The following is a 16,067-nucleotide window of genomic DNA, read 5'->3' on the forward strand; positions in this document are numbered from 1 at the left end:
CAGTCCAGATTCCAGTCGATTCCGTAGGCGCCACTTGGTAGTTCAGCACTTCTTTCGTACCATCTGGACGAATGCCAATCGCAATATGAACGGCTTCTTTTTGAACGGTATCCCGCTTTAACGGCAAGTAAGTGGCATCTAAGAAGATGGCCGCATATTGTGAAGCCAGTCGACGTTGCTGGAAAGCTTGAACCTGTTCATTGACGGCTTTAGTCATGTTGGAAACCGTGGCTTTGGAGTAGTGAGCACCGTACATTTCCTCAATGAGTTCGGCAATTTCAGCAGTGGTAATTCCCTTGGTATACAACTGAATGACCGTTGTTTCTAAATTATCACTGTGCCGACCGTAGGCTGGCAAGGTATGATTTTCAAACCGGCCATTGCGATCTCGAGGAATGGTTAAGTTAAGTTGGCCGTACTTCGTATCAAACGAGCGCTCATAACTGCCGTTGCGGTTATTACCAGTGTTAATCCCAGCGTATGAGTAGCGTTCGTAACCCAAAAACTCTGCCAATTCGGTTTGAAGCAGCTGGTTAATCGCAATTTCGAGGTGGTGACGAAAAACTTCGCCCAAATCTTGCTTTTGGGTGTCAAGGGCAGTTTAAAAATGTAGGTTTTCGGCAGAAAGAAATGTAGGTTTTCGGCAGTTACTTGAGGCCACGTAATCGGTAAGATTTACCAGTGATCTTCACTACGTGAACATGATGAACCAAGCGATCGAGAATGGCTGCTGTCACAGTTGGGTTCTGGAAAATATCAACCCAAGCGGATAGATCACTATTGCTGGTAATGATCGTTGAATGCTTTTCATAGCGGGCATTGACTAGCTGAAATAAGAGGTTAGCTTCTTGGTGACCAATTGGCAAATACCCAATTTCATCAATAATTAATAGGTCATAGCGCGAATAGCGGCTTAGAGATCGATCAAGCAGTCCTTTTTCGTAAGCTGCTCTCAATCTAATCAACAGCTCATGACAATTAATAAAGAGAACCCGACAGCCCTGTTTACAGGCCTCAATCCCAATACTAATTGCCAAGTGGGTTTTACCGACTCCCGGATTGCCAATAAAGATTAAGTTTTCAGACTTTTCCATAAAAGCCAGATTCTGGAATTCCAGAACCTCTTGGCGATTCATACTGGGTTGAAAGCTAAAATCAAATGTATCTAGGGATTTTGTATTGGGGAACCGAGCACGGCCAATGGCCCGTGCAATCTGACCTTCGTGTCGATTCTGGAGTTCCGAATTAGTTAAATCAATTAGCGCCTCAGTTAATGACAGATTATCAGTGTGAATTTGATCAAGGTAATTCGGCAAGTATTCACGGATTTTGTTTAACCCTAAGCGCTCAAGATTATTTAAAAGAATTTGATTATTAGTGGTCATGGTAGCCTCCTATAAGTTGTCGTAATCAGTCATATGTTCACGAATGTAAGCTGAAATGTCTTCATCTGTCCGCCCTTTAAGCAAATCAGATTTGAGGATATTGAACTGATCTTGGGGGTCATAATTCAGCGAATTGGTAGTTATGGAGTGCGTACGAATTTCTTCTCCGTTATAATAAATGTGAATGCGCTGCTCATCATTGGAGATTTCAACAGCAACCGTACAACCAATGTATCGCGGATCTACTGAGTACTTACATTTGCGGAAATTGATCATGGCCTCCTTCGAAACGACACGGGTAATGTTTTCTTCGAAGTATGGTTCAAGGAGATTAACTGGAACGCGATGAAGGTACTCTTTTTCTTCGTCTAACCATTTCAGGTACGGGACTTCGTCCGTGGCCTGCGAAGTTTCATGATTTAGATCATCTCGGAGCATATGAACTAGTTCGATTAGCTCAGTTCCATCAGCAAATTCAGTATTGTATGGCCGTAAACGTTCAACCGTGCGAGCAAGGGCTTCAACTGCACCTTTAGTTTGTGGTCTGAATGGTCGACAAGCAATTGGTGTGAAACCGGCATCTTTACAGAATTCGTGGAACCGTTCGTTAAAGACAGCGTGGCCAAACTGGGATTTTGTATGATCCACAACGGTTTTCATATTATCAAACCAGATTTCCGTCGGAATACCTCCGGTATGAAGGAAAGCGTCGTGTAAGCAAGAAAAGAGGGTATCTTGGCTCCGATCAAAGGTTAGTGTCATATATTTGAGTTTTGAATAAGGCAATACATACAAGAAAATATTGAATTTAAACAGCTCACCCTCGCTGCTCACTAGGGCCATTTCTTCTTTCCAGTCAACTTGAGCAGAGAGACCAGGGGAATGTTCAATCCGAATGGTAGCTTTCTTAACTCGTTCTCGGCGGGTTTGGCGACAATAATCTTTCACGAGGGTATAGCTGCCGGTAAAGCCCTTCTTCTGGATAAATTTAAAAATTGAAGCAGCCGAACAATTTAGTTCAAGCTTTGAATCGATGGTTTGCTTGAATGGATCCAGTAAACTTGGCCGTTTCGGTCGACCACTTGGTCGGCCCTTAAGTCCAGCTTTGACTTCCTCATAGGCTTTCTTAACGGTTCGATAATCAACATTATATTGCCGGGCAATCTCGGCGAAGTTAGGCTTAATATTTTCAGTCACGTAAATCGTCACTCCTTCTCTTAAATCACGTCTCACATCAAATTCCTCCTACACTCTGATGTGATTCATGATACAAAAAATGTAGGAAAACCAACAGTTCTAACCTGCCGTTTTCCTACATTTTACGGGTGCCTTTTACACTTGCTTGATCCAAGCCTAAATAAGCTAAAGTCATTGATTCACTTGAGTGATTTAGTAAGTGCATGACTAGGCCAATATTGTAATTTGATTGCGTGTAAACACGATAAGCCCCAGTTTTGCGCATCGTATGAGTACCTAGATAATTAATTCCTAACAGATCGCCAACCTTACTCATAATTTTGTAGAACTGTTTTTCAGTAATATGGCGTTCTGGGTGTTGAATTGAAGGAAAGAGCCATTCAGAATCCAGCTTATGATCAAGCAGCCATTGACGGTACAATAAGAGCTCTGTTTGAACAGGTTTAAGGTACAAGGTATTAGGTTTACCAGTTTTTCGGTCATGAATAAACGCATTTTGTTTAATAGAACCGTCCGGATTAAAAATATCGGCCTGTTTTAAGCCCATAACGTCACTCACTCGCAGTAGCGTCGCTTTACCAACTTGAAAAATCGTATAGTTACGTCGGCCAGCTTTAAAGTTATTGAGTAACGTATCTTGAACCTCTTTAAGAACGTTTGAATCTTTGATGGGTAAGACAACTTGTTGCATAGTTTTAGCTCCTTAAAAAAATGATTTTTAGTACAAATTAAAGTACAATATTAAGTACAATGAAAGGGTGGTAAATATGACATTAGCACTAACACAGAGCGATTTTCGCGCTAACCTAAAAAAATATTTAGATCAAGTTAATGACGAAGACGAAACCGTTTATATTGCTCGTTCAAATAGTCGCGCAGTAGCCATCGTTTCACAAGAAAAAATGGACTGGCTAGAAAGAGCATTAAAAGCTAAAGAAGGTTCGTTAGAATATGCAATTGCACGTGATCAGTTAATTAAACGCCATGTTTTACCTGACGATGAAATTGTTGAATCAGATGATGATTATTGGGGTCAGTTTAAATAATGAAAAAACTAAGATTTAAACCACGTGCAACCTTTAATGCTGATCTAAAACGGTTAGCCAGTTTAGACAAATCTATTATTGATGAAGTTCGAGCAGCCATTGACCTGTTGCTTGAGCAACAACAATTACCACCAGAATTTGAAGATCATGAGCTTAATCGGCGAATGAGCGGTTATAATGAATTTCACTTACGAGATACCCCGAAAAATAAAACACCAAGCGAAACTAACGATGTCCTGGTGGTTTATACGATTGATAAAGATGAACTAGTCTTAATTGGCATTCGAGTCGGATCGCATGATCGTTTATTTCCTGGTCAAAATCGTTCCAAAAGGTATCGAAAAAATGACGAATAAGAGAAGTCATTTATTCCACATAAAAACAAATAACCCCCAACATCTACATTATAGATATTGGGGGTTATTTTAACAATGATTTTGAGGGGCGATTTTATAATTAGTGCTGGTAAAGGATGCAGTGCCATTGCCAGCGCCGCTTATAGAAGTGGTGAAAAATTATTTGATAATCAAGAAGGCCGCCACTATTTGGTATTTGACCAAGAAAACCGGTTCAGCAACGGTATTGAGCATTGCTACTATTTTAGGAATGCTGCCAATGATGATTCTTAGTCCGTTTGTTGGTCCTATGGTTGATCGGTGGAACAAAAAAGGCCTCCTAATTTTCCCGGACGTTTTTGCTGCCTGTTTCGCTATTATTCTTTCCGTATCCGGAACGGTCTTTCATGTATTTCCACTTTGGCTCATTTTTATTTCATTACTGATGCAGTCTTGTACGCAAACCTTCCAGATGCCAACGATTCAATCGGTAATGCCCACAATGGTGCCAGACAAAGAAATTACCCGTATGAACGGCCAACTGGGAATGGTGCAATCCGCGAATATGATTATTGCCCCAGCACTGGGCGCGTTTTTATTTGCGTTTATCCCCATCGAGTACTTGATTCTGTTAGACGTACTTGGGGCCATCATTGGGATTTGTATTTTAACGTGGGTTCAACAAATTCCTAACAATGAAAAAATTGATCAGCCAATGCATGTGCTCCACAACACCCGCTTGGGGATCAAACAACTTACGAACAACAAGGGCTTGTGGTACATTACGTTGATCGGCGCCGTCTTCACACTAACCTACATGCCTGCTGCCAGCATGTATCCACTCATGACCATGAAATACTTTCAGGGAACCGTTAGTCAGGCTGGCTTAATTGAAGCCATTTATTCAACTGGCATGCTAATCGGCGGCACTATCATTGGCCTCTTTGGTAAGTGGCAGGATCGGATGAAGCCCGTAATCATCGCGTTTTTCCTGGTTGGCATTCCAACCGGTATTAGCGGCATTTTGCCAGGTAACCAAACCGGATTTTTATGGTTTGCAGCTTTAAACATCATTGAAGGAATTGCGACCCCATTTTTTACAACGTTTTTAATGGCAATGATTCAACAAAGTTATCCAGCAGAAGAGTTAGGGCGGATTCTAGGCGTTTTGAATTCTTTTTTGAATCTAGCTGGACCAATTGGCTTAATTTTTGCCGGTCCCCTAGCTGATGTGATTGGCATTGAACGCCTATTTGTAATTGCAGGAATCGGTGCTGCCATTTGCGGGGTGGTCGCGGTGTTAATGCCAATTACCAGGCAATATGACATTAGGCTGCATCAAAAATTGGCGAAATTAACTGAGCAACCAGATAAGTAATTAACATGATGATCATAAAGAGGAGAAAGACCAGACTACCAGCTGATCTTTCTCCTCTTTTTGTCATCACTTAATTACACGTTTTTAATCTTTTCACCAGTCAATCCCATCGCATTAATTGCCACGATAATTGTCGACATCGCCATGACCACAGCACCAACGGCTGGGTCTAGAATGATTCCAATAAATGACAACACACCGGCAGCGAGTGGAATTGCGACAATATTGTAGCCTGCTCCCCACCAGAGATTTTGAACCATTTTCCGATTTGTGATTTTAGCCAAATCAAGAAAATGTAAAATATCGCTGGGTTCTGATTTAACCAACACAACATCAGCGGAATCAATGGCAACATCGGTTCCGGCGCCAATTGCAATTCCAATATCGGCCGCGGCAAGACTTGGTGCGTCATTTACGCCGTCACCAACCATGATGACGTGATTGCCCTTTGCTTGATAATCAGCAATAATCTTTTGTTTATCATCTGGTAATAGGCCTGCATGGAATTCAGTCAATCCCAGTAAGTTAGCAACGTGTTCCGCGGCTTTTGGATTATCGCCAGTGAGCATTACGGGGGTAATTCCTCGCCTCTGAAGACCACTAATTAATTCCTTAGCACCCGCTTTGATGGTGTCGCCTTCAGCAACCATTCCTTGAACTTGGGTGCCCTGCAATAGGAAGCTGACGGAATTACCCTTAGCAGCCCATTTATCAGCAGCGGCCTCGTCAAACCTGATCCCTTGCTTCGTTAAATAGTTACCATTAACAATCGTATAGTCAGTGCCATCAACATTACCGGAAATACCAACGCCCGGAATATTTTGAGACTTTTCAGCCGCAACGACTTCAATGTCCTTCGCTTGGGCTTCAGTAATGATTGCTTGGGCCAGCGGATGAGTCGAATTATTTTCAAGGGCGGCCAGTCGGCTTAATAACGTTGTTTCGTCAATCCCATCATTTGGAATCAATGCATTCACCGTAAATTTACCTTCTGTTAACGTGCCAGTTTTATCCAAGAGAACGTGGCTAACATGTTGACTTGCTTCAATGGCTTGGCGATTTCGAACTAATAGCCCATTTTGAGCGCCAATCGTAGTAGAACGAGAAACCACTAATGGAATCGCTAATCCTAATGCATGCGGGCAAGCAATCACGAAGACGGTCACCATGATCGTCATTGCAGTCGCCAATCCCTGGGGTAACCAGGCAAAGAAAGCAATAATCCCAACACCAAATGCCGCGTAAAATAGATACTTGGCAACTAAATCAGCTTTATCTTCTGCTTTAGATTTAGCTTGCTGGGCATTTTGAACCATTTTCATTACTTGAGAAAGATAGCCGGAGTCACCAGTACCACTAATTTTAACCGTTAGCGTCCCGTTATTGTTGGTTGCACCACCAATGACCTTATCGCCAACGTTCTTGGTAACGGCAGCAGATTCACCGGTTACCAGTGCTTCATTCACGGTCGACTCCCCAGCCGTAATAACACCATCGGCTGGAATACTCTCACCTGAACGCACTTGGAAAACTTGACCAACTTTTAAATCAGATACTGGCACTTCTTTTGTTTCACCATTATCTGTAACTAGATGGGCCGTCTTAGGCAACAGGGCCGCCATCTTTTGTAAGGCAGCCCCAGCCCCCATCAATGCATTCATTTCAATCCAGTGTCCTAGAAGCATAATTAAAATCAGGGTTGCAAGTTCGAACGAAAAATCCATTACATGATTTGCCGGGTTCAAGAAGTTGTTGGCAATAAATGCGTACAAACTGTAGAAATACGAAACGGAAATTCCAAGGGTTACTAGCGTCATCATTTCAGGAGATTTATTCTGAATTTCCGCTTTAGCCCCCTTTAAAAATGGCATTCCGCCATAAAAGTAAAGTGCTGTATCAAACAAAACGATGATAATGCCAACAATTAGCGGTGAACTTAAACTAAGGATGGAAACGTTTAAACCCATGATTGGTGCTAACAGTAAAACTGGAATCGCTAAGACAACGGAGACCCAAAATTTAACTTTCAAATTCCCCATATGCATCATTGAGCCACCGTGCATCATCATGTCGGTCCCAGCCATATCCATATCACCATGATTCATGTTCATTTGGCTGTGATCCATTTCGGCCATATCGTGGTCCATGTTCATTTGATTATGATCCGTTTCGGTCATATCGTGATCCATATGACTCATATTTGATTCATTATTTTCCATATTCTTAGCACTCATGTTTTTCATGTTCATATGGTCCTCTTTATTTGCCATGATTATCGACCCCCTAAAAATAAGTGTGCGTAGCAAAGCGGTTAGAAGCCGGAATATAAGTTCCTTGTGTGGAAATCCCCGGGCTCGGGATTTTTCCACCAGGTTCTTATATTTAGGCTTCTGCTTTGCGGAGCACCATGTCACTATATGAATGAGAATTACGACAAAAATTCATAAGTTTCCGCCATCAGAAATCCCAGATTCTGGATTTTTGTGCAGCAATCCTAAAAGTAAACAGAACACCACAGTCTTAACACGTTTGATCACCTGGCAAGCAGTTACACTGAACTTCCTCGGGCGCTGTTTTGGCCTTTTCAGCTAGAATCGCCTGTAAGTTCGCAATATCCGCCCGTGAGAGTTCCCTTGACTGAATAACGCCGGCAATTGTTGAACCAGCACGCATCGCACACATATGGTCAAACAAATCATCTGCCGCTGCCGCCATTGATTCCTTCTCGCCAACAACCGGCTTATACGTGAATGGTCGACTGCCGCCATGCTGCGCAACCGCCTGTTTTTGAATCAACCTGTGAAGTAGCGTTTTGGTTGTTGAAGCTGACCAGCCTTCTAATTCGTTCATAGCATCGATTAGTTCACGACTAGTCGCATGTCCCATTGTCCAAATTGCTCTCATAACCATCCATTCAGAATCGGTGATGGTTACATTCTTTGCATCCTCCAATTGGCTTCCTCCATTAATTGAATTCTAAGTTTACGTTTGTAGCCTCTTAACACTTATTAGTTTACAACTGTAGTCACAATAATGCAACCTTTCTGCCAGGAAATACCATGACATTAAAAAAACGCCTAGATAATATTCCAGGCGTGGTTTGATACGATATGTTAAATTAATGATCTGGGAATTTTTGGTTTTCTTGTTAGTATGGTGAAATGCCTCTTAGAACCTGTCTAGTATCTGCTGAATCTGGTAGAATTGTGGAAAACCGACTGAGGAGTTTGTCATGCCAGATTATCCAAGCAATATTTCTCGAGCGCAATTTGCGTTAATACAACCTGATTTAGAAAACTTCCGCAAGCATACAAGACCGCGTCGTTATGATCTTTATGACGTATTCAATGCCATCCTTTATCACTTACGAAGATACCCCGAAAAACAAAACACCAAGCGAAACTAACGATGTCCTGGTGGTTTATACGATTGATAAAGATGAACTAGTCTTAATTGGCATTCGAGTCGGATCGCATGATCGTTTATTTCCTGGTCAAAATCGTTCTAAAAGGTATCGAAAAAATAACGAATAAAAGAAGCTATTTCTGGTATATAAAAATAAATAACCCCTAATATCTACATTATAGATATTAGGGGTTATTCTTTCAACGTTTTCGAGGGGTTATTTGTTAAAAATGGACCCTGTACGTTCTAATTTTCTTTCTTCAAAGCAAGATAATCAGTTGGTTCAAAACTAAAATATTGTTCTAGATTGCCATGATACTTCTCTAATTTTGCTTCCTTATTAATATCGTAAACACGATATAGCCAATATGATGAATTATCCTCTTTAGCGTATTGGCGTTCATTTTGAGAAATATAAAACCCCGCGTTTACAATCTAAGTGCAACACATAATTAAATAGACCAAAAAGGCCATGATGACCTATTCTTATAAGCAACCAAGCACATAAGAAAGGCACATCATGACCAACATCAAGCGTACCATCTCTAAGGCTTACCAACAACTATCAAATTTTGATCGCGTTCGCATTGAAACTCTGCTCAATCAGGGATTCTCCCAAGCACGGATTGCCCGCGAACTCAACCGCTCTCGTAGTACTATTTCGCGTGAGATCACTCGTGGCTCCGTTCTACAGCGAATTCCCGGGCATAAGGTAGCGTTGATTTACTTTGCTGATACGGCAGCTTATCTGCACGCTCAGCGGCGGGAGCGGTGTCGCCCCAAGACGATGCTTGAGAAGAACCCCGAGTTCTACGCCGCCTGTGCCGCTGCCATCAAGCAACGTCCACGCGTACACAGTGTGGACAGCTTCGTGCACACCTTCAAACGGGAACACGCAGACGAGGTTGTTCCTTCAACACCAACGGTTTACCGGGATATTGAGGCCGGTAGATTCGAACTACGGACCCACGACTTACCGCGCAAACCCAGTTTGCGAATTAAACGAAGCCATTCCCATACCCGCACCAATAAGACAAAGCTTGGTACCTCGATTGATGAAAGACCCATTGAAGTTCAAGACCGTCGGCAAGGGGGGCATTGGGAAGGAGATTTAGTGAAAGGTAAGCGCGTTGATAGCGAACCTGCGTTGCTGGTTTTGACAGAGCGGACGAGTCGCTTCGAAATCATCATCAAGCTCGCTAACTACAAAGCAAGTACCTGTAAGGTGGGACTTCAGTCCATCATTGATGATTACGGTGCGGAATACTTCACCACCATCACCTTTGATAACGGCAGTGAGTTCGCACAACTAGATTCAGTAGAAGAAACTGATGTCTACTTTGCTCATCCGTACTCACCATGGGAGCGCGGAACAAATGAGAACCAGAACGGCCTTCTACGAGAGTTTATTCCGAAAGGTCGCTCACTCCACCATTACGACATCATTGATATTCAGAGCTTCCAGGACGCACTCAACAGCCGGCCTCGTCGTATCTTGGGCTACCGGAGTGCGGCGGAACTGATGCCGGAACTCTAAGCTGTGTACCACTTATAGGATTGGACTAGAAACTGTTGCACTTAGATTGACAATACGGGAAATTAATCGTTTAGGCTATGAATTAATGATTAATTTCCATGTTAATTGGAGCACCGCATTCTTTGCAGGTGTGCAATTTTCCAGCACATGCCGGACACAGTTTATCGACTAGTGTTGACGGAAAAGTCATACTGGTACTGCAGTTGTAACAGCGGATGCTGGTAAAAGTCGAACCGCTGACTCCCGGTGATCCGTAAAAACAGTACTGACATTTATGCTGTTTAAGCCGAGTTTCCTTTTCAGCCATCTTTTTGCATACGGATTAAAGCGCTGTGTCCTTCGTTATAAAATAGATTCAGCAGTTTATCATTCGATAAAACAATTCACTACTTTACCCAGATTAAAATTTCTGACTTCTCACCTTTTTTACTCCTATACTAAAAAATAGTAATGATGTAATTTTAATCATTCCAATCAACTGTTTCCGTGTTGCCAGATTGTAATGCCTTATTGCTGTAACTCTGTAATTTATCCGCTTTTGCTTGTTCTTCTGATGTCAGATAATTAGCTTGCATTTCGAACAAAAACCCAAAACAACCCGGAATAAATGATAATAACACCCAATAACTTCCAGAAATTGCAATACATGCAATTATTGTAAATATTGAAAATAAGATTCCTTGATAATGATTTCTTATTGCATGCAGAAAAGTTATATGCTCATTAACCTTCGGTGTAACTATGAATTTAGCAGGTTTGTTCATTAAAGCTAGTACGGTAGACTTGACTGTAATAAAATAAAAAGATCCATATAACAACATTGATTCTACTTCATAAGCCAATAAATCTAAGAATTTCATACCGTTTGTCAAATGAAAGACAGTATCGACCAAACTTTGACTAAAGTAACAGACTAACGTTGGTAATAACATAAATAATTGTGTTACTAGTGGAATGTGCAACACTGGACAAATTATACTAGTAATAACTAAGCTAATATATTGAAAAGCACTTATTGGAACTGATAGGGTAAAACAAAACAAGTCGATTTTTTGATAGAGACTTATGGTCTTTGACTTGATGATTCTCGCCGAATATTTTTTAAAAAATTCAAAATTTGCAGAACAAAACTTACTAGATCTAATCATTAATGCTGCCATATTAACAGGAAACGCTTCATTACCGTAAATTTGTGAAGCAAATTTAATGTTCCAGCCTTTTAGTGTAGCTTCAATAGAAGTACAAAGGTCTTCTGCCACCGCATAGGGCATTTGTCCAATATCTTCAAAGCATTCACGTGAAATCATGACGCCATGACCTAATTCAATACATAATGCACCTCCAGTTTGGCCTACAGAAACGCCAGACACAGTTTTATTTAACCAGCCACCTTCAACGCTTCGTACAACGTTTTGCACTGGCCAAAAAATATTGCCAGAACTAGAGAAAGTACGCATAAACGAATTGTGGTTTTGTCCACTAATGTGATTACACTGAAGAATGCCAATATCATTGTAATAAAACATCTTTAAACATTTTTCTACAAATCTATTTTCTAATAATTCATCGCTATCTAGGATAACAAAGTAATCGTAGTCATGAGTGCCATTACACAAATAATTGTTTAAGTTTCCAGCTTTAGCATGCTTGTTTTGAGAATCTCTGACTAACTTTACATTAGGATGGGCTATCACAAAATCATCAATCATCTTGATGTATTTGGGGTCTGTAGAGTTATCCAAAATAACGCCCTGCGTGTTATCATATGTCTGTTTTAAACATTGAGCTAGTGCATAAGGTATAAAATCATTATAGGTCGTATACAATAACTCAACTTTAGGGTGCCAGTCTGCAGGCGTTTCTTTTGCGAGTATTGCTAGTTCGGATTCTTTTACTTTGTCTTTAATCATTGCATAGCGGATAGCGATAATAATATTAGTTATTCCAAGCAAAAAGAAAAGTGCCACAAATAATTGATTGAATATAGGTAAAATTACTTCTAGTGGTTGCTTTTTAGCTAAAATAGGAAGTATGCTATCTGTGTATGTTAAATATTCATATAAGCACATAATAAACAACCAAATAATTAAAATAACTGGTACAAAGACTGGTTTAGAATGAAACAAGTGAAATTTTTTTAGTTCTGAATCATTATCATTTAACATTTATACTACATTCCTTTAATTTTTTTCCATAAAATATGGATTGAAGTCAATATTTGAGACAGGTTTTAAGAGACATTCAGAACCGCGTTTACCTTCCACAGCTCAAATAAATCATTAACCTGTATTGTATGGTACATCCAAATATATTAACTTTACTTTTCCAGCGTATTGTTGTTTCAAACTATGCAAAGCTATCAAGTTGTTCCCCTTGATGATTAAATTTTCATCATCAAACTTATCAGTGGATACACCTTCTAAATTTTCTTTATCATACTTAGTGGCATTGACAAATATCTTGGGTTCTAACAATTCATCAATTTCAGGCTTAGCAATTGTTTCATGCAAAAAGGGTTCGTCAGCATCTTTTTGATCTTCTTTCGTCATGCCAGCTTTTAACACGGTATCTTTGAATGGAAAATCTAGAACCACATCAGCAGATTCGTCAATAAATTTTCCATTAGCCGTTAAACCGATTTTATTTGTATATTTTGTATAACTGTCTTCCCAAAATCCTTTATATTCAAACATCTCAATAAATTGATTAAGTTTAAATACTTCAGTATCAGCTATCTTTTCTACATAATTTTTATGTATTAAAGGATCTTTAAATAACTTTGTCATCAATTCATGATCGAATTTATCCAGATCATTAATTACATTATTCCGTTTTAGAGAACCCTTACTAGTTAAATACTTGTTTCCAAACTCTCCTAAAATACTTTTGACTTGAGACATTATCTTAGGCTCTATTTTCATGTTTAATCCACCTTTTTAATTTTTACCAGAAATGCCACCAACTATTATTGGCTTTATTATTATTAGATACTTTCTTTTCTTTCTGCTTGTCGTTTTTATCTTTGACTTGACTAGAATTAATGTTATTCGACAAGGTATCATCTTTATCATTTTTTGCCCGTTTTTGAATTGAACTAGAGGGTTCAGACAACTCACTCAGTTTCCGTACATGCTCTTTTAATCGATGGTTTTCTGCTACCGTGGCTAGTTGTAACTGCTGTTGCTGATCCACCAATTTTGTTAGGCGATCTATTTGTCGATCTTTGTTACTTATTTGCTGGTCTTTGGTAGCAAGCTGTTTGTCACGTTGAGACTTTAAATCTTCTATTTCTCTTCTTAGAGTAACAATTAGCTCATTATTTTCCTTGCTAGATTTTGTCACTTTTTTGCCACCTGTTTGTTGGTTCTTTGCTACCAAAGGCTTTGCTACCTTGTCCCTAATAATCCTTTCAGCTGTAAGGCTAATCATGTTTGTACCTTGACTATCTTTTTGTTGGTTCTTTGTTGGTAGTCTTTGGTAGTGATATTGAATAGTTTGTTTAGAGACCTTCAATTCATCAGCAAGTTCTCTAATAGTTTTAGACATGATTTTAAAACCCCTTTCGGAGATCAGCGAGAAATTCTTGTCTTGCTTGATCTCTGATTTTTTGATCATGTTCAGCTTGTTTTTCAGCCAGTACCTGTTTTTCAGTTGTTCCTAAAGGCAAGCATTTAACTTTGTCAATTGCACGCCACTTTTCTTTATCTGATAATTCATCATTGTGCTGAATGTTAAAGAGTTTTTGACGCTCATCTTGAAATTTGCCTTGAGAAAAATCATTTGCGTCCTTTCTTTCAGGTTCCCAAGTAAAAGAATAACCGATAACTGGTTTTCCTCTGCCTTTACCATATTTTTTTCTAATCGTTAGCCCTCTAAAAAGCGGGGTTAATTCTTCTCTAATTGGCTTAATAACCTTTTTGTCAACATTTGAAGGACTATTCCAATAACTTTTAGGTATATCAAGCAATTCAAAAAAATCTTCTCTAGAGAAATAAGAATAGCCAGTAGTTCGAAATTGCTTAATTAGACGAAACATTGTTTTAGCGTAACTGCTTTTTAAATTTCTAAATTCTGTTAGGGCATAACGAACCCAACTTTCTAAATCGTTTAGCAAGTGCAATGCTTTGGGATAAATCTGAATATCAACATAAGGTTCTTCAGCTTCACCTTTAATTTCAAATTCAGTAAACATAACAAAAAATTCACGATTTAAGCCACTCTTACTTCTACGGCCAAACCTAAGGCTGAGGATCTTTTGGTATGTATTTTCAATATCATCAATAAAACGTTTATTTGCGGTTGGTTTATAGTTACTAAGCTCTTTTAACTGGTCAAAAGAGAAACGAACAGTTTTATTCCCTTGATCCCGCATGCGGGAAACAATTGAAAAAAATAAATTCATCTCAATTGGGGTAAATTTTCTCAAGGGAATAGTATTCAACTCAGGATCATACTTAACTAACTCATTAGACATGATTATCACCTCAAACACATATTAAAATAAAAGTACCTTTTTATCAAGTACAGAACTTATAAAGGTACTTGATAAACAGACAAAAGGTACTTGATAAACAGACAAAAGGTACTTGATAAACAGACAAAAGGTACTTGATAAACTTCTGTGAGCCTTGGGAGAGTAGGGCTAAAGAGGGGTCTAAAAGAGGTTTAAAAGAGGTTTATAAAAGAGGTATATAAGAGGCGCCACTGTACGAGATACAAACCTAAAACAAAAAAAACACAAAGGAGTGAGCCAAAAAACGGCTCACATTAAACTCCAGTCGCACAGCTCCTTGCGCCTCACGCTGTTCGTTGCCTAAAAGGTGTGGCAAGCCACATTAATTCGGGCGCTGACGCCCCGAACCCCGTCCAAGCTGAGCCAGCTTGACCGCTTTTTCACTCGCCGTTAGGCAGGAAAGCAAAGTTTTGTAGAAACTTTGGCTTTCGCCATTTCAGTGTAAAGACTGGTTAAGAGCTGTCAATTCCTTATGCTCCCACGCTGCGCTCGTCCGCTACCATTGACAGCAAACAGTTAGTTTTTCTGAATCTTAACAAGACTTTAACTGCTATATTCCTTTTTAAGGGCCTTATTTTTTGTTCTCAGCGATTTTAAGGCTATTTATATACATTTATACCAAAGTCAAAATAAAAAGCCCTCAGCGACTTTTTAGAGGGCTAAATAACGAAGCCAGGACGATTAATAATATCTTCTTGCCTTTTTTGTAAAATATAAGTGTATAGGGAATCATACAAATTCTTTTTGATCTCGTCAGGTTCATTGACAGAAGCTTCAAATAATTCTTGAATATCAATTTGCCAAGGATCAGCAAGCATTTCATCAATTGGCTTTAATACTTTCTTTTCGTCCATCTGAGTTACTCCTAACATTAGCTAATTATTTCAGGTTTAAATTAAAGGCATCTTTTTATAGTTAGTTATTCAAAGATTGTGATTAAGTTTAGAAAGAAAAACGGTGTAAAGCAATTAAAAAGATTTGTTTGAGCGCAGCGAAATCTAATACAATTTTTGGGGTATCGAAACACGTCAAAGTTAGTTGACATGTAAGTGCGCATTGAACTAAAAAAAACCTTTTATTTTAATGATCAAGTTAGCTATTTTTTAGCGTCATTAAACGGAATGAAATGAGTTTAATGCGCACTTACACACCACAATTAAAATTGCTGGTGTTTGTGCTAAATTTCCTGTATCAGAAGTCGCCGTTGGCGACAACAAAATCAAACTAATTTACCCAAAATCAATTTGGTTCAACATGTTTTCTGTACTTGC

General features: G+C 39.5%; 14 protein-coding genes and 4 pseudogenes. 6 read left to right on the top strand and 12 right to left on the bottom strand.

The window, feature by feature from the left end:
* From PECL_RS09430 to PECL_RS09445, 4 genes and pseudogenes are all read right to left on the bottom strand, one after another.
* A pseudogene (locus tag PECL_RS09430) lies at positions 1-574 on the bottom strand (IS256-like element IS1310 family transposase); the annotation flags it as partial.
* Between the two features lie 73 nt (positions 575-647).
* Entirely contained in the window at positions 648-1,385 is a 738-nt protein-coding gene (gene istB, locus PECL_RS09435) for an IS21-like element helper ATPase IstB (RefSeq protein WP_014386885.1), read from the bottom strand.
* Positions 1,386-1,394: 9 nt separating this feature from the next.
* Complete coding sequence (istA, locus tag PECL_RS09440) at positions 1,395-2,618, bottom strand: IS21 family transposase (RefSeq protein ID WP_003555353.1); 1,224 nt, start codon at positions 2,616-2,618, stop codon at positions 1,395-1,397.
* 79 nt (positions 2,619-2,697) lie between these two features.
* Positions 2,698-3,273 (bottom strand): site-specific integrase, encoded by a 576-nt coding sequence (locus PECL_RS09445; protein ID WP_014386886.1) that lies wholly within the window; start codon positions 3,271-3,273, stop codon positions 2,698-2,700.
* Between the two features lie 76 nt (positions 3,274-3,349).
* Between PECL_RS09445 and PECL_RS09450 the strand changes: the two genes are divergently transcribed.
* The 3 genes from PECL_RS09450 to PECL_RS09460 all read left to right on the top strand — a co-directional run bounded on the left by PECL_RS09450 (position 3,350) and on the right by PECL_RS09460 (position 5,341).
* Positions 3,350-3,628 (top strand): type II toxin-antitoxin system Phd/YefM family antitoxin, encoded by a 279-nt coding sequence (locus PECL_RS09450; RefSeq protein WP_003586674.1) that lies wholly within the window; start codon positions 3,350-3,352, stop codon positions 3,626-3,628.
* A complete protein-coding gene (locus tag PECL_RS09455) occupies positions 3,628-3,984 on the top strand; it encodes a type II toxin-antitoxin system YafQ family toxin (RefSeq protein WP_002834562.1) in 357 nt (118 codons plus the stop codon). Before PECL_RS09450 ends, PECL_RS09455 begins: the two co-directional genes overlap by 1 nt.
* Positions 3,985-4,126: 142 nt before the next feature.
* The gene (locus PECL_RS09460) at positions 4,127-5,341 is read left to right on the top strand and encodes an MFS transporter (RefSeq protein ID WP_404825544.1); all 1,215 of its coding nucleotides are present in this window, start codon (positions 4,127-4,129) and stop codon (positions 5,339-5,341) included.
* Between the two features lie 74 nt (positions 5,342-5,415).
* Here the strand turns inward: PECL_RS09460 and PECL_RS09465 are convergent, their stop codons facing one another.
* Positions 5,416-7,611, bottom strand: a complete 2,196-nt coding sequence (locus PECL_RS09465) for a heavy metal translocating P-type ATPase (protein WP_014386888.1) — start codon at positions 7,609-7,611, stop codon at positions 5,416-5,418.
* Between the two features lie 250 nt (positions 7,612-7,861).
* Positions 7,862-8,293 (bottom strand): CopY/TcrY family copper transport repressor, encoded by a 432-nt coding sequence (locus PECL_RS09470; RefSeq protein ID WP_014386889.1) that lies wholly within the window; start codon positions 8,291-8,293, stop codon positions 7,862-7,864.
* A 280-nt stretch (positions 8,294-8,573) separates the two neighbouring features.
* Between PECL_RS09470 and PECL_RS10265 the strand changes: the two are divergent.
* Positions 8,574-8,711 (top strand): annotated as a pseudogene (locus PECL_RS10265) (IS5/IS1182 family transposase); the annotation flags it as partial.
* Positions 8,703-8,874: pseudogene (locus PECL_RS10100) on the top strand (type II toxin-antitoxin system YafQ family toxin); the annotation flags it as partial. The pseudogenes PECL_RS10265 and PECL_RS10100, both read left to right, overlap by 9 nt.
* 118 nt (positions 8,875-8,992) lie before the next feature.
* Here the strand turns inward: PECL_RS10100 and PECL_RS10425 are convergent.
* A complete protein-coding gene (locus tag PECL_RS10425; RefSeq protein WP_081478641.1) occupies positions 8,993-9,181 on the bottom strand; it encodes a protein NO VEIN domain-containing protein in 189 nt (62 codons plus the stop codon).
* 85 nt (positions 9,182-9,266) lie between these two features.
* Between PECL_RS10425 and PECL_RS09480 the strand changes: the two genes are divergently transcribed.
* Complete coding sequence (locus PECL_RS09480) at positions 9,267-10,283, top strand: IS30 family transposase (RefSeq protein WP_014386890.1); 1,017 nt, start codon at positions 9,267-9,269, stop codon at positions 10,281-10,283.
* A 461-nt stretch (positions 10,284-10,744) separates the two neighbouring features.
* On the opposite strand, the gene PECL_RS09485 is transcribed toward PECL_RS09480, so the two are convergent.
* From PECL_RS09485 to PECL_RS09505, 5 genes and pseudogenes are all read right to left on the bottom strand, one after another.
* Positions 10,745-12,448: a glycosyltransferase family 2 protein gene (locus PECL_RS09485; RefSeq protein WP_014386891.1), complete on the bottom strand. Its 1,704-nt coding sequence runs from the start codon at positions 12,446-12,448 to the stop codon at positions 10,745-10,747.
* A gap of 117 nt (positions 12,449-12,565) precedes the next feature.
* Positions 12,566-13,204: pseudogene (locus tag PECL_RS09490) on the bottom strand (site-specific DNA-methyltransferase); the annotation flags it as partial.
* A gap of 22 nt (positions 13,205-13,226) precedes the next feature.
* Positions 13,227-13,829 (bottom strand): DUF536 domain-containing protein, encoded by a 603-nt coding sequence (locus tag PECL_RS09495; protein ID WP_014386892.1) that lies wholly within the window; start codon positions 13,827-13,829, stop codon positions 13,227-13,229.
* A gap of 4 nt (positions 13,830-13,833) precedes the next feature.
* Entirely contained in the window at positions 13,834-14,757 is a 924-nt protein-coding gene (locus PECL_RS09500; protein ID WP_014386893.1) for a replication initiation protein, read from the bottom strand.
* A gap of 698 nt (positions 14,758-15,455) precedes the next feature.
* The gene (locus PECL_RS09505; protein ID WP_014386894.1) at positions 15,456-15,668 is read right to left on the bottom strand and encodes a hypothetical protein; all 213 of its coding nucleotides are present in this window, start codon (positions 15,666-15,668) and stop codon (positions 15,456-15,458) included.
* Positions 15,669-16,067: the final 399 nt, after the last annotated feature.

It is taken from the genome of Pediococcus claussenii ATCC BAA-344 (assembly GCF_000237995.1).
GTDB lineage: Bacteria > Bacillota > Bacilli > Lactobacillales > Lactobacillaceae > Pediococcus > Pediococcus claussenii.